22 protein-coding genes and 1 tRNA gene are annotated in these 21,127 nt (G+C 32.1%); 9 read left to right on the plus strand and 14 right to left on the minus strand.

The features are described 5' to 3' along the window. Nucleotides 1–354 precede the first annotated feature (354 nt). A tRNA-Arg gene (locus tag ABD941_RS01840) sits at nucleotides 355–428 on the minus strand. Between the two features lie 81 nt (nucleotides 429–509). Between ABD941_RS01840 and ABD941_RS01845 the strand changes: the two genes are divergently transcribed. From ABD941_RS01845 to ABD941_RS01865, 5 genes are all read left to right on the plus strand, one after another. Continuing rightward, a complete protein-coding gene (locus ABD941_RS01845) occupies nucleotides 510–1,139 on the plus strand; it encodes a Crp/Fnr family transcriptional regulator (protein WP_345272266.1) in 630 nt (209 codons plus the stop codon). A 66-nt stretch (nucleotides 1,140–1,205) separates the two neighbouring features. Further along, on the plus strand, nucleotides 1,206–1,763 hold the full coding sequence (locus ABD941_RS01850; protein WP_345272267.1) for a YeeE/YedE family protein: 558 nt from the start codon (nucleotides 1,206–1,208) through the stop codon (nucleotides 1,761–1,763). 2 nt (nucleotides 1,764–1,765) lie between these two features. Continuing rightward, nucleotides 1,766–2,179 carry a DUF6691 family protein gene (locus ABD941_RS01855; protein WP_345272268.1) on the plus strand — a complete coding sequence of 138 codons (414 nt, stop codon included), beginning with the start codon at nucleotides 1,766–1,768 and terminating at the stop codon, nucleotides 2,177–2,179. Next, on the plus strand, nucleotides 2,180–2,974 hold the full coding sequence (locus ABD941_RS01860; protein WP_345272269.1) for a sulfite exporter TauE/SafE family protein: 795 nt from the start codon (nucleotides 2,180–2,182) through the stop codon (nucleotides 2,972–2,974). Nucleotides 2,975–3,077: 103 nt separating this feature from the next. Further along, complete coding sequence (locus ABD941_RS01865; protein WP_345272270.1) at nucleotides 3,078–4,490, plus strand: MBL fold metallo-hydrolase; 1,413 nt, start codon at nucleotides 3,078–3,080, stop codon at nucleotides 4,488–4,490. Nucleotides 4,491–4,795: 305 nt separating this feature from the next. Here the strand turns inward: ABD941_RS01865 and ABD941_RS01870 are convergent, their stop codons facing one another. From ABD941_RS01870 to ABD941_RS01900, 7 genes are all read right to left on the minus strand, one after another. Next, the gene (locus tag ABD941_RS01870) at nucleotides 4,796–5,071 is read right to left on the minus strand and encodes an ATP-dependent Clp protease adaptor ClpS (RefSeq protein WP_345272271.1); all 276 of its coding nucleotides are present in this window, start codon (nucleotides 5,069–5,071) and stop codon (nucleotides 4,796–4,798) included. Between the two features lie 94 nt (nucleotides 5,072–5,165). Further along, entirely contained in the window at nucleotides 5,166–6,002 is an 837-nt protein-coding gene (prmA, locus tag ABD941_RS01875) for a 50S ribosomal protein L11 methyltransferase (protein ID WP_345272272.1), read from the minus strand. Between the two features lie 93 nt (nucleotides 6,003–6,095). Beyond that, entirely contained in the window at nucleotides 6,096–6,845 is a 750-nt protein-coding gene (tpiA, locus tag ABD941_RS01880; protein ID WP_345272274.1) for a triose-phosphate isomerase, read from the minus strand. A gap of 81 nt (nucleotides 6,846–6,926) precedes the next feature. Further along, nucleotides 6,927–7,406 carry a TlpA family protein disulfide reductase gene (locus ABD941_RS01885; protein ID WP_345272275.1) on the minus strand — a complete coding sequence of 160 codons (480 nt, stop codon included), beginning with the start codon at nucleotides 7,404–7,406 and terminating at the stop codon, nucleotides 6,927–6,929. Between the two features lie 27 nt (nucleotides 7,407–7,433). Next, nucleotides 7,434–8,510, minus strand: a complete 1,077-nt coding sequence (locus tag ABD941_RS01890; protein ID WP_345273653.1) for an ABC transporter permease — start codon at nucleotides 8,508–8,510, stop codon at nucleotides 7,434–7,436. 28 nt (nucleotides 8,511–8,538) lie between these two features. Then, on the minus strand, nucleotides 8,539–9,633 hold the full coding sequence (locus ABD941_RS01895; RefSeq protein WP_345272276.1) for a BT_3928 family protein: 1,095 nt from the start codon (nucleotides 9,631–9,633) through the stop codon (nucleotides 8,539–8,541). Then, a complete protein-coding gene (locus tag ABD941_RS01900; protein WP_345272278.1) occupies nucleotides 9,630–10,175 on the minus strand; it encodes a DUF1599 domain-containing protein in 546 nt (181 codons plus the stop codon). The genes ABD941_RS01895 and ABD941_RS01900 overlap by 4 nt, the downstream gene beginning before the upstream one ends. Nucleotides 10,176–10,322: 147 nt before the next feature. On the opposite strand from ABD941_RS01900, the gene folP reads away from it, so the two are divergent. Genes folP through ABD941_RS01920 form a run of 4 tightly spaced genes read left to right on the plus strand, consistent with a single transcriptional unit; the run spans nucleotide 10,323 to nucleotide 13,446 of the window. Next, a complete protein-coding gene (gene folP / locus ABD941_RS01905) occupies nucleotides 10,323–11,147 on the plus strand; it encodes a dihydropteroate synthase (RefSeq protein ID WP_345272279.1) in 825 nt (274 codons plus the stop codon). Between the two features lie 5 nt (nucleotides 11,148–11,152). After that, nucleotides 11,153–11,836 (plus strand): hypothetical protein, encoded by a 684-nt coding sequence (locus ABD941_RS01910; RefSeq protein ID WP_345272281.1) that lies wholly within the window; start codon nucleotides 11,153–11,155, stop codon nucleotides 11,834–11,836. A 35-nt stretch (nucleotides 11,837–11,871) separates the two neighbouring features. Continuing rightward, complete coding sequence (locus tag ABD941_RS01915; RefSeq protein WP_345272282.1) at nucleotides 11,872–12,657, plus strand: diadenylate cyclase; 786 nt, start codon at nucleotides 11,872–11,874, stop codon at nucleotides 12,655–12,657. Further along, nucleotides 12,658–13,446, plus strand: a complete 789-nt coding sequence (locus ABD941_RS01920; RefSeq protein WP_345272283.1) for a DUF3667 domain-containing protein — start codon at nucleotides 12,658–12,660, stop codon at nucleotides 13,444–13,446. A gap of 26 nt (nucleotides 13,447–13,472) precedes the next feature. Here the strand turns inward: ABD941_RS01920 and ABD941_RS01925 are convergent, their stop codons facing one another. The 6 genes from ABD941_RS01925 to ABD941_RS01950 all read right to left on the minus strand — a co-directional run bounded on the left by ABD941_RS01925 (nucleotide 13,473) and on the right by ABD941_RS01950 (nucleotide 21,077). Then, complete coding sequence (locus ABD941_RS01925; RefSeq protein WP_345272284.1) at nucleotides 13,473–15,242, minus strand: ABC transporter ATP-binding protein; 1,770 nt, start codon at nucleotides 15,240–15,242, stop codon at nucleotides 13,473–13,475. Beyond that, complete coding sequence (gene truA / locus ABD941_RS01930; protein ID WP_345272286.1) at nucleotides 15,243–15,986, minus strand: tRNA pseudouridine(38-40) synthase TruA; 744 nt, start codon at nucleotides 15,984–15,986, stop codon at nucleotides 15,243–15,245. It lies immediately after the preceding gene. Between the two features lie 219 nt (nucleotides 15,987–16,205). After that, the gene (locus tag ABD941_RS01935) at nucleotides 16,206–18,608 is read right to left on the minus strand and encodes a TonB-dependent receptor (RefSeq protein WP_345272287.1); all 2,403 of its coding nucleotides are present in this window, start codon (nucleotides 18,606–18,608) and stop codon (nucleotides 16,206–16,208) included. Between the two features lie 47 nt (nucleotides 18,609–18,655). Beyond that, nucleotides 18,656–19,084 carry a DoxX family protein gene (locus tag ABD941_RS01940; protein WP_345272288.1) on the minus strand — a complete coding sequence of 143 codons (429 nt, stop codon included), beginning with the start codon at nucleotides 19,082–19,084 and terminating at the stop codon, nucleotides 18,656–18,658. A 207-nt stretch (nucleotides 19,085–19,291) separates the two neighbouring features. Next, nucleotides 19,292–20,248: a LuxR C-terminal-related transcriptional regulator gene (locus ABD941_RS01945; protein WP_345272289.1), complete on the minus strand. Its 957-nt coding sequence runs from the start codon at nucleotides 20,246–20,248 to the stop codon at nucleotides 19,292–19,294. Between the two features lie 169 nt (nucleotides 20,249–20,417). Continuing rightward, nucleotides 20,418–21,077, minus strand: coding sequence for a DUF998 domain-containing protein (locus ABD941_RS01950; RefSeq protein WP_345272291.1), 660 nt, complete (start codon nucleotides 21,075–21,077; stop codon nucleotides 20,418–20,420). Nucleotides 21,078–21,127: the final 50 nt, after the last annotated feature.

Here is a 21,127-nt window from a genome sequence, read left to right on the forward strand (position 1 = left end):
TTTATTGATTGTGTATTGAACAAAAATGAGTACTCACAAGCTAAAAAAAATACATAGATATTATCAAATAATTTAAGAGTTTAGGACATAGTCAAAATAAACAAAAGGACATTTTTGACACCAATAAAAAGGGCTTTCAAACTTTCAAAATTTTGACAGGCAATACATTGAAGCAGATATTGTTTATAAAAGGCTGCTTACCGGTTTAATATTTCCAAATAAATTTGGATTTCAAAATAAAAAAGTTCGAACCGATTATATAAATCAGCTGCTTTTTAAAATTTCTAGTATCAACAAGATTTTTGAGACAAAAAAAACGGGACAATCCTAATATTAAGAATTGGTCCCGTTCAGTGACCTCGACTGGATTCAAACCAGTAACCTCTTGAGCCGTAATCAAGTGCGCTATTCAGTTGCGCCACGAGGCCATTTTTGTGGGTGCAAATATAGTATTTTTATTAAAACCTAACCAATTATTTATTTCAAATTTGTAATTATTACTTTTGAATATGAATTCAACATTATTACAAGACAAATTCAATCATATTTTTGATCAAGACCTTATCAATGAAATCCAAACCGTTGGTGTATTAAAGTTGTTTCAAAAAGATGATATTATTATAGACATCAATCAACAACTACAGCATATTCCTTTATTATTAAACGGTAATATTAAAATACTTCGTGAAGATGGTAATGGCAACGAGTTACTCATTTACTTTCTAGAAGCAGGCGAAACATGCACCATGTCGCTCTCGTGTTGTATGGGTACAACCAAAAGTAAAATTAGGGCCGTTGCAGAAAAAGACTCTAGCCTTATACTGATTCCCGTTCAAAATATGCAAAAATGGTTTAACGATAATGAAAGCTGGCGAAATTTTATTCTAGAAACTTATCAAACGCGTTTTGATGAAATACTAGAAACTATTGATAATATTGCTTTTATGAAAATGGACCAACGTTTATTTAAATATTTAACCAACAAAGCACACTTAAACACCTCTAAGATTCTTATTATTAAGCACCAAGATATTGCCGAAGACTTACATACCTCAAGGGTTGTAATTTCTAGGCTTTTAAAACAATTAGAAAACGAAAATAAAATCAAGCTTAGTAGAAATAAAATCGAAGTGTTATAGCGGTAAGTAACATTTATTACAAAACTTAAACTAACACCATATATTTTTGTACAAAAACCATCTTAAATGGACTCTATTTTAAACCCTTGGCCTTGGTATATCTCTGGCCCACTGATTGCCTTAGTCATGGCACTCCTACTCTACTTTGGTAAAACCTTTGGTATGTCTTCTAACTTAAGGACACTATGTGCTATTGGTGGAGCTGGAAAATATGCAGACTTTTTTAAATTCAAATGGAAAAACCAGATTTGGAACTTAACTGTTGTGGCTGGGGCCATTATTGGTGGATACATAGCCACACAATATCTATCTAACGACAGCATAACAGAATTAAACAAAAAAACCATTACAGAACTTCAAATCATGGGGTTTAAAAATCCTGGTGAAACCTTAGTTCCTGATGAAATGTATCATGTAGATGTATTGAAAACCCCGAAAGGTTTAATGCTTTTGATTATTGGAGGCCTTCTTGTTGGCTTTGGTACACGTTATGCGGGCGGCTGTACATCAGGTCATGCCATTACAGGACTTAGCAGTTTACAAAAACCATCTCTAATTGCCGTAATTGGTTTTTTTATTGGAGGCTTACTCATGACTAATTTTATTTTACCATTAATTTTTTAGATATGAAGATTTTAAAATTCTTATTAGTAGGCATATTTTTTGGGATTGTATTAGTAAAATCTGAAGCCGTATCATGGTATCGTATCTATGAAATGTTCAGGTTTCAATCCTTTCATATGTATGGTATTATAGGAACTGCAATTGCTTCTGGTATAGTGTTCTTACAGATTTCTAAAAAGGGACATATAAAAAGTATAAAAGGAGCCAATATTTTTGTTCCAAAGAAAGAGAAAGGACTTATTAGGTATATTGTTGGCGGTATTATTTTTGGTTTTGGCTGGGCTCTTATAGGCGCATGCCCTGGTCCCATGTATATTTTATTAGGAACTGGTGTTTGGAGTATGTTTATAGTTATAGTAGCGGCCATAATCGGCACACTCATTTACGGTATTATAAAAAATAAACTACCTCATTAAATGGATACAACCCAAATTTTAGGATATGTTGGTGCTCTAATAGTTGGTTTGGTTTTAGGACTAATTGGTGGTGGTGGTTCCATACTTACAGTACCATTATTAGTATACCTTTTAGCATATAATCCTGTTGTTGCAACAGCTTATTCATTATTCGTTGTGGGTACATCATCTATGGTTGGCACCTATCAAAAACATAGAAAAGGGCTTGTAGATTTCAAAACTGGCTTAGCGTTTTCATTTCCATCATTTATAGCTGTTTATTTATCACGTAGATATCTAGTTCCTGGAATTCCAGATATACTTTTAAATTTTGGTGAATTTCAACTCACAAAAGGCATGGGTATCATGATCTTTTTTGCAATCATTATGCTTATAGCTTCATTCTCTATGATTAAAAAAGGAAAAAATGAAGAGCATATTGTACAAAAAAAACAACCTTACTACAAAACCTTTACTCAAGGTATTATTATAGGGACTATTACAGGTATTATTGGTGCTGGTGGTGGTTTTTTATATGTTCCTGCTTTAGTAGTTTGGGCAAATATTCCCATGAAAAAAGCAGTTGGCACCTCACTAATTATTGTGACTATAAATTCATTAATTGGCTTTATAGGAGACATACAAACATTGGAAATAGAATGGGGCTTTCTATTAACTTTTACGCTAATATCCATAGTAGGAATTATTTTAGGAGTGTTTCTATCTAAGTTTATAAGTGGTGAAAAATTAAAAAAAAGCTTTGGCTTTTTTGTACTAATCATGGCTGTATACATCATATATAAAGAATTGAAATAACTTATGTGATAAATATCACAAAAAGAATCATTCAGATTTATTAATTTTGAATGGTTTTATTAAATATATATTCCTTTACGTAACGAATTAAAAGAAATGGTTTATGAAAATTGAACAAATTTACACAGGTTGTTTAGCTCAAGGAGCATATTACATAGAATCTAACGGCGAAGTTGCCATTATTGATCCTTTACGTGAAACACAACAATATGTTGATAAAGCTAACAGTGAAAATGCTAAAATTAAGTATATTTTTGAAACCCATTTTCATGCAGATTTTGTTTCTGGTCATATCGACTTAGCAAAAAAAACTGGTGCTAAAATTATTTTTGGCCCTGGTGCTGAGACCACTTACGATATTCATTCTGCAAAAGATAACGAAACATTCAAACTAGGCGATGTTACTATAAAAGTATTGCACACGCCTGGTCATACCTTAGAATCCTCAACATTCCTTTTAATGGATGAAAATGGTAATGAACATGCTATTTTTTCAGGAGACACGCTCTTTTTAGGTGATGTAGGCCGTCCAGATTTGGCTATTAAATCGGACTTAACAAAAGAAGATTTAGCAGGTATGCTTTTCGATTCTTTACGCAATAAAATCATGCCATTACCAGATAGTATTATTGTATATCCAGCTCATGGCGCTGGCTCTGCTTGTGGAAAAAACCTAAGTAAAGAAACTGTTGGTGTTTTAGGCGATCAAAAACAAACAAATTATGCATTACGGGCAGATATGTCCCGTGAGAAGTTTATTGAAGAAGTTTTAGATGGCATTCCGCCGCCGCCTCAATATTTTGCAAAAAATGCCATGATGAATAAATCGGGGTATGACACTTTTGAAACTGTTTTAAAGAAAGGCGACAATGCTCTAAGCCCAGAAGATTTTGAGAATTTAGCAAATCAAGAAGGTGCTTTAGTATTAGATGTTAGGCACGAAAAAGATTTTGTAAAAGAACATATTCCAAATTCTATATTTATTGGTATTCACGGTGGTTTTGCACCGTGGGTAGGCGCATTAATTACAGATTTAAAACAACCTATCTTGCTAGTTGCTCCAAAAGGTAAAGAGCAAGAAACTGTTACACGATTATCGCGTGTTGGCTATGATAATACTTTAGGGTATTTAGAAGGCGGTATAGAAGCATGGAAATCAGCAGGAAAAGATATTGAAACTATAGAATCCATTTCTGTAGATGAATTTTCTAAACACTTTAAAAATGAAGATTTACATGTTTTGGATGTTAGAAAAGATGGCGAATACAAATCGGAACATTTAAAAGGTAAGCATATACAACATTTTGCCTTAGACTTTATTAACGATAATATGAATACTGTTAATCAAAATAAAAGATACTATATCCACTGTGCTGGGGGTTATCGCTCTGTTATAGCAGCCTCTATTTTAAAAGCACGCGGCTTTAATAATATAGTTGATATTGCTGGTGGATTTGGTGCTATAAAAAAATCCGATTTGCCAACTACAGATTATGTTTGTCCATCGACTTTATAAGTAACTGTTATAAGGTTGACAAAATAGTATATCATGAAAGCTACATTAAAAATTCAGAATTTAAAATGTAGTTGATGCTCCAACACGATAATTAGTAAGTTATATAACATAAAAAGTCTCAGTTATATAGAACTTAACAATGAAAATAATACCGTCGCTTTTTTTTATAAAAATGACGATATATTATTAGAAACTAAAACAATGTTATTTAATCTAGGATACCCTATTGTTGAAGAACATAATGCACTAACTACAAAGGCTAAATCCTATGTAGGTTGTGCTATAGGTAGAATAAAAGCTAGTATTTAAACAATTTCAGCACTTAAACCTGCTTCAAGCAGTATAGAACAACGTGGTTTCAAATCGTCATAAAGACCTGTTTTTACAGTACATTTACCTTTATAATGAACTAACATAGCGCATTGCTCAGCTTGTTCTGCTGTATGGTCACAAGCGTAAATAAGGGTTTCTATAACATGGTCGAAAGTATTAACATCATCATTGTGCAAAACGATTTCGTTTTGAGTTAAAACTTCTTCTTCAAGCAGTAATTCTTCGGATGTTTTTTCTTTTGTACTCATTTTTTTTAGTATTCAGTTTACAGGGGCAGTATTCAGTAAATTTTTCTGTTATACCATTTTCAGCAAAAAATTAAGTTGTGCTCGAAAACTAAAGCTAATTTAAAAATTTTAACGATACCCAATTGTTTCTTTCTAATTTTTCTTCAAACTTTAACAAATGTTTTTCACATTCAGTTTGAATTAACGAGATATCATCATTATAAAATCCACTTAAAAACAACATCCCATTTTCATTCAAACATGAGATGTAGCTTGCCATATCTTGTAACAGAATATTACGGTTAATGTTTGCTATAATAACATCATATTTTTTATCTTTTAAAACATTGGCATCGCCTTCAATAACAGTAATATGCGCGCAATTGTTTCGTGTTACATTTTCTAAACTGTTTAGATAACACCAATTATCATAATCTACAGCGTCTATTGGTCTTGCACCTTTTAATTCAGCCAGAATAGCCAAAACACCTGTACCACAACCCATATCTAAAACAGATTTACCATTAAGATCGTTTTTTAGAATATGCTGAATCATCATATGTGTAGTTTCATGATGCCCTGTCCCGAAACTCATTTTGGGTTCGATAATTATATCGTATTTAGTATCAAACTTATCATGAAATGGTGCACGTACCGCACAAACATTATCAACTACAATTGGATTAAAGTTTTTTTCCCATGCTTCATTCCAGTTGGTCTGTTCTATTTCTGAAAAATTGAATGTTATTTTGAACTCACCAGAATTAAGGATTTGAATGTTCTCTAAAATATTGTCTTGCCAATCTTCTTTTTGGATATACGCAGTTACACCATCTTCATTTTCTACAAAACTTTCAAAGCCTGCATAACCCAATTCAGCTATAAGAATTTCAACTCCAGGTTGCATTGGCGATACTTTGAAGTGATATCCTATGTAAATCGTGTTTGACATTTTGATTACGGTATTATTTTTAATTAAATAGACCTGTCAAGTTATTTAAACTAGACAGGTCCTATTTTTATAACTATACTTTTAATATTATATTTAAAACGCGTTTACAATCGCGAAAAAATCATCTGCATTAAGTGCAGCACCACCAATTAAACCACCATCTACATCAGGCTTAGAAAAAATCTCTTTGGCATTGCCTGGCTTACAACTTCCACCGTATAAAATAGACATGTTATCAGCGACATCGCTACCATACTTAGCAGCTAATGTTTTTCTAATAAATGCATGCATATCTTGGGCTTGCTCTGGGCTTGCCGTTTCCCCTGTACCAATAGCCCATACTGGCTCATAGGCCAATACTATGTTTTTAAAAGCATCGGCTTTTAAATGAAATAAGGCATTGCTTATTTGACTTTCTACAACAGCTTCTTGATTGTTTGATTTTCTATCGGCTAATACCTCACCAAAACAGAAAATAACACGTAAATTATTCGCTAAGGCTGCATCTACTTTTTTAGCTAAAGTTTCGTCAGTTTCATTAAAATACTCACGACGTTCGCTGTGTCCTAAAATAACAGTTTTAATACCTACACTTTTTAGCATGCTTGCGCTAATTTCACCTGTGTAAGCTCCATTTTCAGCAAAATGCATATTTTGTGCTATAACCTCAACATTCGAGCTTTCTAACGCTTGTTTAGCTTGATATAAGTTAGTAAACGCTGGAGCCACCATAACTTCGGCATTAGATGTGGTTGTTTGATTCTTTAAATTGCTTATTAATGATTCTGTTTGTACTAAATCATTATTCATTTTCCAGTTCCCTGCTACGATGTTTTTTCTCATAATCGTTTGACAACCTCCTGCTTACAGAAGGATTATTTTTTACTTCTAGTTAATTGATTTTCTTTTAAAACGCTAAAATAGTTATTTTTTCAATGCTTCTATTAACTTATTGTCATTAGCTTCAATAACATTAAATACAACGATTTCGCCAGCTTTATTTACAACCATATATCTAGGAATCCAGCTAATATTTACAAAATCTGCAAAATCGCATTTCTTTCCGTTTGGCATATAATAATGATCGCCTACAACATTGTACTTTTTTATACCACGTTTCCAAGCGTCTTCGCCTCTATCCAAAGATAGAAATACATACGAAACATCTTTAAACGCAGCTTGCAATGTCTTTACTTTTGGCATGCCTTTAATACAGTCGCCACACCACGATGCCCAAATATCTATTACAACGGTTTTACCTTTATGTGCTTCTAGAATACTTTTAAAAGTGACTGAGTTTCCTCCTAGATTTAGAAATGTATCTTGCAATGCTTCATCAGAAAATGTCTTTGGTTCAGTTTTACAACTTAGAAAACTAATCAATAGTACTATTAAATATTTCATTTATTTATAATTTTAATTTTTAGCTAACTACTCTAGCTTAACTTTTGGATCTAACCAAACATAAATTAAGTCGACAAAAATATTAATTATTACAAAAAGTGTTGCAATTATTAAAACAGCACCCATTATAACTGGTAAATCTAGAGTATTTAAAGCATTTACAATTTCTTTTCCCAATCCATTCCACCCAAAAATATACTCTACAAAAACGGCTCCTGCCAACATGGATGCAAACCAACCAGAAATAGCTGTAACAACAGGATTAAGTGCATTTTTAACGGCATGCTTTTTAATGATTTGAAATTCACTCAATCCTTTTGCTCTCGCAGTTCTTATATAATCTTGATTAAAAACTTCTAATAAGCTATTGCGCATCAGTTGAATGACAACGGCCAACGGACGAATACCCAAAACAATGGCTGGTAATATTAAGTTTTTCCATTTTATATGCATAGCTTCCCCGAAATCGTCAAGTTCATAAAGACTGCCTGTCATCTCCAAATGGGTATATTCATGTAGTATATATCCAAAAAACCAAGCAAATAAAATGGCACTGAAAAACGATGGCACACTCATCCCAAACGTACTGAAAATCTGAATGGTTTTATCTAACCATCTATCTTTATATAATGCTGAAACAATACCTAATAGTACACCTAAAATCATGGCTATTATGATAGCCGTAACGGCTAGTACAAATGTATTTGGAAGTGTTTCTACTAAAACTTGACTTACTTTTTTCCCTTGTTTTGCAAAGGACTCTCTTAAATACGGAAACTTTAAAACAGTATTGATTTGACCTATGGATAACAATCTAGTTGCTGTGTATTTATTTTGACTTAAAAATGTATAATCTTTCGGACTATTGGAATGAAATGAAATTGGAGACAAATCATTTAAATAATACAAATATTGTGTACTAATAGGTTTATCAAATCCATATTTTTGCTTAACGCGGGCTAGTTGTTCACTATCTTCATTTTGCCCCATCATCATTTGAGCAGGATCTCCAGGAAGTACACTAAACAATAAAAAAATAACCGTTATTACCCCAAATAATGTGAGTATAGCGTAAAAGACTTTATTTAAGAGATAGGTTATCAGTTTTTGGTTTTTGGTTTTTGGTTGAAAATTAAAATTTTAAATCATCAATATCATTCCAATGTACTTTTTGTTTTACGGTTCCGCTGTCTAATTCTAAAACTCCGGGGTTTGAACGCACTACTGTTTTTAGTGCTTTTTCATCACATAAATACCAATCAAAACTGATATTGTAGGCTTCGTTTATACGTTGTTTAGCATCTTGTCCTGATGCTGTTAAACCAATAATTTTATAACCTTTTTTAGTGGCTTCATCTTGCAAAGCTTTTAACTTTAAAGCACCGCCTTGTTCTATTTTTTCTAAACCATAGGATATGACAACAATAAGATCATCTTCTGCTAAAAATTGTGCTGTTAAATTTTCATCTTCCGATTCTATAGAAAAATCTACTACTGGTGGCTGATAGCCTTCTTGAATAACTTTAGTGTCTACACTTATAAAATCACCTTCAACCTCCGGGTATGCGCCATTTGTTGTAATTACTTTTTCTTCACCTTTAGATTTAAATTTCCAATAATATTCGACAATAGGTTTTGGAGCATCTTCTGGTATACTCATCCCTTCTTGAATATTATTTCCAATCTTATAGGCTCTAAAATCTATGGTAGGCAAATGCATTAAAACATGATAGCCAAACCACAAACTCAAAACAAAACCTAACAAGGCTAAAACGGTTGTTGGTAATTTACCAAAGACTGGTTTTATATCCTTTACACCAATAAAAAGAATAACAATTAACACTAAAAGCACAACATCTTTACCAAAAGACTCCCATGGATCTAGTTTTAAAAAATCGCCAAAGCACCCACAATCTTTTACTTTTTCAAAATATGCTGCATAAAAGGTTAAAAATGTAAAGAATACAATCATTCCCAATAAACTCCAAACTGTAAATTTTGGTTTATAACCAATGAGCAAAAATACCCCAAGTACCACTTCAAAAACAACAACCAAAACAGAAATCATTAATGCATAAGGCTCGAGGAATGGAATGTTTAATACATCTGCACTAAAATATTCTTGTAGTTTATATGAAAAACCTAAAGGGTCGTTCAACTTAATAAAACCTGAGAAGATGAATAATGCACCTACTAATAGTCTTGATATGTTTACTAATACTTTCATGCCTTTTCTTCGTTTAGATGAATCATTGCAAAAACGGCATAATTAATCATGTCTTGATAATTAGCATCAATCCCTTCACTAACTATAGTTTTCCCTTTATTATCTTCAATTTGCTTTACTCTTAAAAGCTTTTGCAAAATCAAATCGGTTAAACTACTTACTCGCATATCCCGCCAAGCTTCGCCATAATCATGGTTTTTATCTTCCATGAGTTGTTTTGTAATCGCCGCTTTTTCGGTGTATAATGCTGTGGCTTCTTCAGTCGATAAATCAGGTTGCTCTACAACCCCTTTTTCTAACTGAATTAATGCCATAATGCAATAATTAATAATACCTATAAACTCACTGACTTCGCCCTCATCCACTTTTCTAACATCATTTTTCTGTAAGCCTCTAATACGTTGTGCTTTTATAAAAATCTGATCTGTTAGTGATGGTAATCTTAGTATTCTCCAAGCACTGCCATAATCACTCATCTTCTTAATAAATAAACTTTTGCAGGTATCTATTACGGCATCATATTGTTTTGAAGTATCTTGCATCTATAAATTCAATTTTGTGTAAATTTCGCTTAAATTGTTTAAAGTTCAAAAGTTTAAGGTTTAAAGTTTTGAAGACTACTTTTGATGTTTCAAATTTAAAGTTTTAGGTTTGAAATTTGATATTTAAAATATTGAAATTTTAAGATTATGACCATTAATTGCAAAGGACAGCTTATTAATTTATCATCGCCTAAAGTGATGGGGATTTTAAACATTACGCCCGATTCATTTTACGATGGCGGTAAGCATAAGGATGAAAAAAGCATACTACACCATGTTGAGCATATGCTTAATGAAGGTGCTACATTTATTGATGTTGGTGCTTACAGTTCGCGGCCAAACGCAGACCATGTTAGCGAAACTGATGAATTAAGGCGTATACTTCCTATTGTTAATTTAATTTTGAAGGCGTTTCCAAGCACATTATTATCTATCGATACCTTTAGAAGTCATGTTGCCAAACAATGTATTGAAGCTGGCGCTGCTTTAATTAATGATATTTCGGCAGGACAACTCGATGATACCATGCTGAAAACCATTGCAGATTTACACGTACCATATATTATGATGCATATGCGTGGAACGCCCCAAACCATGCAGCAACAAACCAATTATGATAATTTAGTTAAAGATGTTCTATTTTATTTTTCTGAGCGTATTGCAGCTGCTAAAGCCCTAGGGATTATAGATGTTATTATTGATCCTGGCTTTGGTTTTGCTAAAACTTTAGAGCAGAATTATGAATTGTTAAGCAAACTAGAATTATTTAAAATCATTGAAAAACCTTTACTTGTAGGTGTTTCTAGAAAATCCATGATTTATAAAATATTGGAAACTTCAGCTAATAAAGCTTTAAACGGAACATCAGTTTTAAATACCGTAGCCTTGCAAAAAGGTGCTTCTATTTTACGAGTTCATGATGTTAAAGAAGCTATAGAATGTATTAAGCTAACTGAGTTGTTAAGTTGTTAGAAGCTATGAAAAATATATTATTTGTTGTTCTTACTTTGTTTTTCTTTTCCTGTGGAAATGAGAAAGTGCTTCTATTACCTGAAATAAGTCATTCTGAAATTACCGACATAAAAGATGTTTCACATGCCTATTTATTTTATGATGAAACTAAAACGGATCGTGTTGAACTCAATAGAAAAAACCTAATTAGCACGACCAATTGGTTAATTAATGTTGATAGACGCTTAACGCTGAAACAAGCTATTCCTCATATTAAGTATCTACAAGATAAAAAGGTTAATTCTAGCCATAAGAATGAAAAGGCTAAAAATTATTTTACTTGTAATGACACAAGCAAAAAGAATTTAGGATTTGTTGAGTTTACAGATGTGGTTTATCACTTTGAAAGCGAATACAAATATTTCAAAGAAAAAAACAGGCCATCATTGATAAGCGTTATTGATATAGTTGCTTTAGATGAAATACATCTTAATTTAGTTGAGGAAGGTCATGACCAAAACGCCTCCCCCTTTAGTCTTTCCAGTTTAAATAAAAAATTACGAGAATTAAATAATGAATTTGAATTATACACATATATTTATTTTAATTCAAATATTAATTTTCAAGATTATATCTCGATAAAATCTGAATTGTCTAAATTAGATTGGAAACATATCAAAATATCAAATCAAGAGTTTCTTTATAATTAATCATATTTTACTAAATTTACCAAAACCCATCACTATTGGAAATCTTTAATGACCTTTTAAAATTTACAGTTGTAGACATTATTGATGTTTTTCTAGTAGCACTTCTACTCTACTATTTATACAAACTGGTTAAAGGTACTGTTGCTATCAATATTTTTATTGGTATTATTATTATTTATGGCGCTTGGCGACTTACCGCTTTTTTAAACATGGAATTGCTTACGGGCATTTTTGGTGGTTTTATGAAAGTGGGGATTATTGCTTTAATTGTTGTTTTTCAACCTGAAATTAGGAAATTTTTGCTCATGGTTGGTTCTACCAATTTTAATAGAAGACGTAAGTTTATAAAACAATTTAGTTTTTTAAAGACCGAAACGACCAATGAAACCGATGTTGATGCTATAGTATCTGCTTGTAGCAAAATGTCAATGTCTAAAACAGGAGCTTTAATTGTTTTTGAGCGGAATAACAATCTAGATTTTTTGTCGTCCTCTGGTGATGAAATGAATATAAAAGTCACACAACCTATTATTGAAAGTATCTTTTTTAAAAACAGCCCGTTGCATGATGGGGCTATTGTAGTTAGCAACAACATAGTAAAAGCAACACGTGTAATTCTTCCGGTAAATAACGAAAAAAATATTCCTTTACGTTTTGGTTTACGTCATAGAGCAGCTATAGGTGTTACTGAAAAAACGGATGCTTTAGCACTTGTGGTTAGTGAAGAAACAGGTCATATTTCCTATTTTAAAGATGGTGAATTTGTGGTTTTTGAAGATACCAATGCGCTTAATTCAATGATTAAAACAGATTTAGCTTAAATGACATGTAGAAATTGCAACAATACGCTAAGAACTGATTTTAGCTTCTGTCCAGATTGCGGATCTAAAATAATTAAAAACAGGTTAACGACTAAAAGTTTGACTTATGATTTTTTAGAGCGCTATTTTAATCTAGACAACACCTTATTAAAGACCATCTGGCACATGCTTGTGAAGCCCGAAAACGTTTGTGGTGGTTATATATCTGGCATTCGAAAAAAATATTTAAACCCAGTAAGCATGCTGGCAATTTCGTTAACATTGTCTGGTTTTATTATTTTTTTAATAAAAAAAATAGCCTGGACCGATATTGATTTTTCAAAAATCAGTTATGCGAAAACGAGCGCGGGAGGACCCGGGACTGAAAAAATCATGTCATCAACCATGGAATATGGCTCATTACTTTTTTTATTTTACATCCCAATATTAGCCTTTGCGAGTTATTTGTTTTTTAACAAAAAGAAATATAATCTTGCAGAACATACCGTTACTTCCATATATGCATTAACCAGTTTTAGTATTATAAGTTCAGTTTATGCCATAATAACAATATTAATAAATCCCCAATTCTATTTAGACTCAGCCCTTGTGTACTCTTTTATAATGGTGTTGTTTTGTATTTATGTAGCTTATAAAAATTCTAAAAACAGCAAAAAATCTTTATTTTGGAGAATCCCGATGTTTTTACTGATATTCTTAATAGGTTACATTGGTATATCATTAGCAACTGTAGCGGTTTTATTTATTACTGGAGAACTCTCTATTCAAGATTTAGCGCCTCCTAAATAAAAATTAATTACAAATTCTTAAATAGGCTAAGCGACTTCCTCTTGTAAAAACTGGACTTCGTACAAGTTCTTATAGTATCCGTTTTTCTTTTTAAGCAATTCTTGATGCGAGCCTTGTTCTACAATTTTACCGGCATCCATAACAATAATTTTATCGGCTTTTTTAACAGTAGCCAAGCGGTGGGCAATAACAATAGATGTTCTACCTTTAGTTATTTTATCCGTAGCGTTTTGAATCAATTGTTCTGAATAGGAATCAACAGAAGAGGTCGCTTCATCTAAAACTAAAATACTCGGATTGGTTACATAAGCTCTTAAAAAAGAAATCAATTGACGCTGACCTGAGGAAAGCATAACGCCACGTTCTTTTACATTATAATGGTACCCATTAGGCAGAGTCATAATAAAATCATGAATACCAATGTCCTTTGCAGCTTGTTGAACTCGTGCTTCTGTAATTTCGGGAGCGTTTAGCGTAATGTTATTTAAAATGGTATCAGCAAATAAAAACACGTCTTGCAATACCACAGCTATTTGGGTTCTTAAAGAGGTCAAGGTTACATCTTTTATATTGATATTATCAACAGAAATAACACCTTCTTTAATTTCATAAAAACGATTCAACAAGTTGATAATCGTAGATTTTCCAGCTCCTGTTGCACCAACAATAGCAACTGTTTCGCCTGCTTTTACTTCAAACGAAACACCTTTTAAAACATCTTCATCTTCAACATAACTAAAATGTACATTATCGAATGTAATATACCCTTTATAAGTATCTGCAACATGTGTTCCTGTATCGTCTATTTGCGATGTGGTATCAATGACTTTAAATACTCTTGTTGCTGCAACCATACCCATTTGTAGGGTATTAAATTTATCAGCTATTTGACGTAATGGTCTGAACAACATGGGAATAAACATGACAAATGCAATTAAATCACCTTGCGATACAGAACTCCCTTCTAATGCCACATTTAAACCACCATACCAAGCCACTAAACCAATACATATGGATGATACTAAATCGGCTAAGGGAAAGAAAATAGAGTTGTACCAAACGGTTTTTACCCATCCTTTTTTATGGCGTTCGTTAATGGCTTTAAAATTTTTGTATTCTATGTCTTCACGTGTAAATAATTGTAAAATTTTCATGCCTGTTAATCGCTCTTGCACAAAGGAGTTAAGATTAGACACTTCATTCCGAACTTCTTCAAAAGCCTTTTTCATATACTTTTGAAATATCCGAGTCGCATAGAGTAATAACGGAAGCATTACAAAAACAATACCGCTCAATTTTAAATTAAGAAAAAGCATGACTCCAAAAACCACCGACATAGTCAATAAATCTCTAAATATCATGAATAAGCCTTGTCCAAAAATATCGGCTATACGTTCCATATCGGTTACGGCACGTGTTATAAGCACGCCAACCGAAGAGTTATCGTAATACTTCATTTTAAAACGTAATAAATGATCGAATAACTTAACACGAACATCCATGACTAAATTCTGTCCTAACCATGAGGCATAGTAAATAAACAATAGCTGAAATACCGTTTGCAACATTAAAATAGCAAGCATGATCATGATGTAAAACAAAAAGCCCTTTTCGGCTTTAACCGCAATACTATCATCTATGGCATATTTTGTTATATATGGTGTTGCAGCACTAAAAGCAGCCAATAATACAACCAATAAAATAAGCCCAAAAAACACACCTTTATAGGGTTTTATGTATTCAAAAAGACGCTTAAAAAGCTTAAAGTCAAAAATATTTTCTTTTGGTTTACTCATCTATAATTTTATATCGTCTGGATATGTAATATTTTTTAAATACAGGCCATGTGCAGGAACAGAAAAACCAGCTTTACTCCTGTTTTTAGATTGTATTATGGTATGTAAATCATCAACACTTAACCTCCCTAAACCGACATTAATTAATGTGCCTACAATAGCCCTGACCATGTTTCGTAAAAACCGGTTGGCTTGTATTACAAAATGAAGTTCGTCATCTTTAAAATGCCACTCTGCTTTCATGATATCACAATGATACGTTTTTACTTCGGTTTTACTTTTTGAAAAGCATTGAAAATCTTTATACTCAAATAAAATTTTTGAAGCCTCCTTCATCTTATCAAAATCCAAACCTTGCTTTACATAATACACCTGATCGTTGGTAAACACATTTTTTTTAAGTGTTACTCGGTATAAATAGGTTCTACTTAGGGCATCAAAACGCGAATGCGCTTCTGCTTTTACTTTAAAAATGTTATGTATGGCAACATCAATGGGTAAGAAAGAATTCAGTTTAAAAATTAAATCTTTTATCTCAAAATCCACATCGGTATCAAAATGAGCGAACATCTGCTTAGCATGCACACCTGCATCGGTACGCCCTGCGGCCATTATAGACATTTGCTTACCTAACAAAGTCGATAATGCTTTTTCTGTGACCTCTTGAACCGACAAGGCATTCGGCTGATTTTGCCAACCGTGATATGCACTTCCATTATAAGACAATTCTATAAAATATCGCAAAGGCTCTACTTATTTTTGTAAAAACACAAAGATAGATAGTTTTGTGCTTCTTAAGAAACTCCTAATCTTAATTATATATTAAAAGATGTTTGGACTTGAGACCTACAGGTATTCAATAGGTTAGCTTTTTTAATTGAAAACAAGCTGTTTTTAGAACATTTCATGTTGCCATCTAAAAATAGAAATGTCAAACTTTAAATTTAGTTTGGTGTATGATATTTACCCCCCACCAAACTTATAAATTAAAGCAATACTCCATGAGTTGCTTTCCCAATTTAAGTCACTCACAGAAGGAAAAGGTGTGAAACCATCATATTCATATTTCATTGTATTTAATACATCATTATAATTAAAACTAAATGTAGCTCTATTTTTTTCTAAGAATTTGTAGCGAACACCTGTATTTATTGTAAAAATAGGTTTTCTGGTAGACTGGATTCCCTTTTCTTCACCACTATACAACCCAAAGAAAGAAAGATTCAATTTTTTGGAAACTTTAAAATTGTTAAGTGCTTTTAAATTCCAAATAACGTTATCTACTGTAATATCTAGTTTAATAATATTATCAATAGTGGCATTAGCAGTATCTGGATTATCAATAATTTCAGTTTTACCGCGTTGTAATTGTGAGTATATATCAAAACTAGCATTTATGCTCCACCATTTTATTAGTTTATAATTAGTAGATATTTCAGCTCCAAATGCCGTAGTATTATCAAAATTGTCATAAGATAATATAGTGTTTCCTGCAGTAATATCCGTTCTATCTACGAAAACAACTCTATTGATATTGTCTTTAATTATCCTGTAAAACATTCCAGCAGTTATACTTCCTTTTTTAAGTTGCTTAGTGTAATTTATTTCAATAGAATTTGTAAATTGTGGTTGTAGTTGTGAGTTTCCAAAAGACGATATACGAGGTGAACTCCATTCTCGAATTGGATTTACTTGTTGTAAACCTGGGCGATCAATTCTTCTGGCAAAGCTTAATTGATAAGAGTTTTCATCTGATGGTTTAAATATTATAAATGCTGAAGGATATACTTGGAAATATGAATTTGCAAAGGGTATTAATTGGGAGTTACTATTGTCAAAAACTCTTATGGCATCAGCCGTTACATTTACTTGTTCAGCTCTAATTCCAAATTGGTAATTCCATTTTTCAAGCGTTTTACCATAAGTAAAGTAGGCGGAATAAATACCTCTATTATATTTAAAATCTGTATTCGGTGTTGAAATGATATCTCCTTCACTAGAAAACGTCTGCCCTGTTGACTTATAATGAATATCAGAATTAAATAACCGAGCTTCTAGACCTACTTCAATTTCAGTGTTTTCATTTAAAGGCTTGATATAATCTATATTAATGGTTGCTTGGTCACGTTTTGTGTTAACTTGATCTACATAATTTGGAGGGAAACTAAAATTTAAGAAATCAAAATTTGCAATTTCATTGTGTTCAAAATCATTGTAGTCAATTACAATGTCTAATAACTCATCTTTATCTTCAAATTTAAGTTTGTAAGCAAGATTATATTGTGCGGATGAATTCTCTGTTATGTTTTCCAATGCTTGAGATTGCTGCAGATTGTCAAAAGTTAAAATGGTATTACCAAAACCTTTACCATCAAAAATATTTTGGTTGGTAAAAAATGAAATGGTGTGTTTTTTATTTAAATAAAAATCAACTCCTACTTTATATAAATGAGATTTGCTGTCATTTCCAAAATTGAAATTTTGTAATGAATTGTCATCTAAACGCTTAGTCTCCCCATAGTTATTGTATTTGCCAATATTATTGCTATAACTACTATGAAAATTAAATTTCCCATTTCTATAATTCATGTCAATAGAACTGTTAAACTTAGCAAAAACTCCTTTGGTAACACCAACATTGATATTTCCATTAAAACCAATATTAGTATTTTTAATTAATTTAATGTTTATGATGCCGCTCATCCCTTCAGGGTTAAATTTTGCGGAAGGATTTGTAATTAACTCTATTTGCTTAATGGATGTAGACGGGATTTGTTTTAAAAGTTGTGGGATAGGTATATTACTTAATTTACCATCGATCATAACACGAACATTTTCGTTTCCACGAAGCCTAATATTTCCAGTCTGTTGATCAACACTAACAGATGGAATGTTATTCAGGATATCACTAGCACTAGTGCCCGCTGTTGTCAGGTCTTTACCTACGATAATAATCTTTTTATCTGCCTTTTGTCGAATAGTTGATACTTCTGCTACAATTGTGACTAAGTCTAAGCTTTCAATTTCTTCTTCTAGAAATATTACACCCAAATTAACTTTGTGATTGCCTTTGCTAATGTTAATGTTTTTATTTATTGTCCTATAGCCAATATATTGGACACTAACAACGACTTTGCCTTCTGTTATTTTGTCAATAGTAAAAGAACCATCATCTAAAGTAATACCTCCATTTATAGTTTTACCAAAAGTGTCTATAACAATAATATTAACATATGGCAAAGGTTGTTTTGAAGTTGCATCTAAAATTTCACCTGATATTGTACCAGTATTGTTAGTCATACAATCAAGGGCTATAGCGTTAGTAATGAAAAATAAAATGGTCGAAAAAATGATAAATCTTTTCATTTAATTTATTGGAGTTTTGATTTAGGTTTTTTAATTGATTTTTCAGTTTACGGTTTAGAAATCAGGTTGTCCAATTCTAAATTCTTCTCTTTCATAAGGCTCAATGCAAATGCTCCGCCTGAAGCACTAAAAACAGAAAAGTCAAGAGCTCCCTTTATTCCAGTTGAAAAAGTCATAGATAAAGCAAAAATCAACAATAAAAAACCACTTAGTTTTGCAACTTGTTCTGTTTTAAATCCGAGTATTAATAAAACCCCAAAAACAATTTCGAGAACAGTTGCTAATACTCCAATTATAGGAATTAAAGAATCTGGAATCCATGGGTTTATTACTTGAGTATAATTCAAGAAATTAGTCCAATTTCCCCAAGCAGAAATATCTTTATTCCAAATCCCAAATCTGTCTGCTACGGCAGATAGAAACCCAAATGCTATTGCAAGTCTCAAAAAGAGTTTAATTGTTTTATTATTTAACATTTTTATTTTGTTTTAAATTGTTCTTCATAGAAATCCAGTACTAAGCCATTTGGCTCTTGTACATAAAAACTCTTATGACCCCATGGTTGATTTATAATTTCTTGTTTATAAATACAAATGTCAGAAAACGATCAGAAACAGAAAACGTACCTTAGTATAGAAGTTGACCTGTTCTAAGGGACAGGTAAGCTATTATTGATTTAAGAATTATCCGGTTACAATACCCCTTTTCAAAGCAATATCTACTGCTTGGGTTCTGGTTTTAGCATTAAGTTTAGACAAAATAGAAGTAATATGGAACTTTACTGTGCTCAGAGAAATATACAGTTGTTCAGCTATCTGTCCATTGGTATGTCCCTTTTTAACAAGAGTCAATACCTCAAGTTCTCTTTGTGTTAGTGGAGAAGTGGGATATCTGAATTCTTTTCCATTTGTTTTATAGTCTACCTCCAAAAGAGTTTCGCTTAGCATTAGTGCAACCTGTTCTTTTAATTCTTCTGCCTTTTTCAGCGCTCCGATAATACTATCCAGAGCTTTGTCAGCTTTAGCATAGGATTTTGATTCATAAAGCATCACTAACAATTCTTCAATTCGCACCTCAACTAAACGCTTTAATACATCACGAATAGCATCATTAGATCCTATCTCCTCTTTAGCATATGTCTCTTGCAAACGGGTTCGATGTATTGCTATACCAATAAGTTCACTAATAGTATTTAAGATAGAAAGCTGCTTAGCATCTAACTGTCGTTTCTCTTTACTTAAAAGGTTTATTAGACCAACTTTCTGGCCATTGGTAATTATGGGGATGGTCGCATGAAACTTCAAGTCTCTAGTACCAGAGGTAAGATCATTTAATCTTGAGCAGCTAATCTCGCTTATGTTAACAGCCTCTTCAATATTGCCAGAGAAATATCGATCTATACAATAACACCAACCTGAGAGACGTTCAGGATAATCTCTAAGTGCAGGAGGTAAATTGAATGAAGCTGCAAGGTAAACTGACTTCAAATCTTTTTCCGCCATCCATATCCAGCCCGTTTCTAAATCAAGTACCTCTACTGTCTTTTCTAAGGATTTACGCAAAGCTGAACTCAAGGAAAATTCCTTGTTTAGATGTCTTACTATTTCATAAAGGTGAAACAAGTATTCTTTATCTTTCATTCGTGGGGTATTGTTTTTAACTAAGGTTTAAAAATATGATGTTTTGAGAATTAAAATATAATGAATTCTAACCTGTTAGGTGAGTTCAATAAATTTAAAATGAATACAGAATCATGAAGGTCAAATTCATGTAGACAAAGTGTCTGGATTTCAATTATTTTTTCTTTTTTCATTTAGTTTTTTTTATTTGACAGATGGTTTTTCCTTTTATGGAGTCGCTATTTAAAATGTTTTTATTTAAGTTGTGCAGCTTAACTGCAGTATAGAAAATCCAACTAAAGTAAAAGAAGAAGACAATTCTTTGTCCAAGTGCCGGAATTTCAGGAAAAACGAATGCCCAGGCTCCAAATACAATAGTTAAATAAGTAAAAATTAAAGTTGGCGTTTTTGCATTTTTCCAAAATTTAGTTTTATTCATTAGTTTAACATAGGACAAAGCACCAAGCAAAAAGAAAATATAACTACCAAAACTACCTATTGTATGTAAAAGCATTGTTACTGATTGTTTGTTATCAAAATCGCCAGGAAATATACCAGATATAATCATGAATAAACCGCTAAATAAAATACCATAAAGTGGTAATTTACTTGAATTTTTGACTGCCATATTTTTATATAACCCAAAGGCATAGATAGAGATTAAAGTTCCTGTAAGTATATAGCCGCAAAAATTCCACAACCATTTATTGGGTGCGTCTACAGAACCAAGTTCACTAATAGCTTTTGTTAGCAAAGAATATTCTGGACGAATTGCCGATAGAGTTATATATGCTGTCCAAAACACTACTGGTATTGCTATACCTATTAATGCATACGATTTGTTGTTCATTTCTCTTTTTTGAGTATAAATGTAATGAAATCACTAATCCTAACTTTTGA

Origin of the sequence: Flaviramulus aquimarinus (genome assembly GCF_039543205.1) — a bacterium.
GTDB lineage: Bacteria > Bacteroidota > Bacteroidia > Flavobacteriales > Flavobacteriaceae > Flaviramulus_B > Flaviramulus_B aquimarinus.

Coding starts and splice junctions, on each gene's coding strand:
- ABD941_RS01845 (WP_345272266.1), top strand. CDS start 510: ATGAATTCAACATTATTACAAGACAAATTCAATCATATTTTTGATCAA.
- ABD941_RS01850 (WP_345272267.1), top strand. CDS start 1,206: ATGGACTCTATTTTAAACCCTTGGCCTTGGTATATCTCTGGCCCACTG.
- ABD941_RS01855 (WP_345272268.1), top strand. CDS start 1,766: ATGAAGATTTTAAAATTCTTATTAGTAGGCATATTTTTTGGGATTGTA.
- ABD941_RS01860 (WP_345272269.1), top strand. CDS start 2,180: ATGGATACAACCCAAATTTTAGGATATGTTGGTGCTCTAATAGTTGGT.
- ABD941_RS01865 (WP_345272270.1), top strand. CDS start 3,078: ATGAAAATTGAACAAATTTACACAGGTTGTTTAGCTCAAGGAGCATAT.
- ABD941_RS01870 (WP_345272271.1), bottom strand. CDS start 5,071: ATGAGTACAAAAGAAAAAACATCCGAAGAATTACTGCTTGAAGAAGAA.
- prmA (WP_345272272.1), bottom strand. CDS start 6,002: ATGTCAAACACGATTTACATAGGATATCACTTCAAAGTATCGCCAATG.
- tpiA (WP_345272274.1), bottom strand. CDS start 6,845: ATGAGAAAAAACATCGTAGCAGGGAACTGGAAAATGAATAATGATTTA.
- ABD941_RS01885 (WP_345272275.1), bottom strand. CDS start 7,406: ATGAAATATTTAATAGTACTATTGATTAGTTTTCTAAGTTGTAAAACT.
- ABD941_RS01895 (WP_345272276.1), bottom strand. CDS start 9,633: ATGAAAGTATTAGTAAACATATCAAGACTATTAGTAGGTGCATTATTC.
- ABD941_RS01900 (WP_345272278.1), bottom strand. CDS start 10,175: ATGCAAGATACTTCAAAACAATATGATGCCGTAATAGATACCTGCAAA.
- folP (WP_345272279.1), top strand. CDS start 10,323: ATGACCATTAATTGCAAAGGACAGCTTATTAATTTATCATCGCCTAAA.
- ABD941_RS01910 (WP_345272281.1), top strand. CDS start 11,153: ATGAAAAATATATTATTTGTTGTTCTTACTTTGTTTTTCTTTTCCTGT.
- ABD941_RS01920 (WP_345272283.1), top strand. CDS start 12,658: ATGACATGTAGAAATTGCAACAATACGCTAAGAACTGATTTTAGCTTC.
- ABD941_RS01925 (WP_345272284.1), bottom strand. CDS start 15,242: ATGAGTAAACCAAAAGAAAATATTTTTGACTTTAAGCTTTTTAAGCGT.
- ABD941_RS01935 (WP_345272287.1), bottom strand. CDS start 18,608: ATGAAAAGATTTATCATTTTTTCGACCATTTTATTTTTCATTACTAAC.
- ABD941_RS01940 (WP_345272288.1), bottom strand. CDS start 19,084: ATGTTAAATAATAAAACAATTAAACTCTTTTTGAGACTTGCAATAGCA.
- ABD941_RS01945 (WP_345272289.1), bottom strand. CDS start 20,248: ATGAAAGATAAAGAATACTTGTTTCACCTTTATGAAATAGTAAGACAT.
- ABD941_RS01950 (WP_345272291.1), bottom strand. CDS start 21,077: ATGAACAACAAATCGTATGCATTAATAGGTATAGCAATACCAGTAGTG.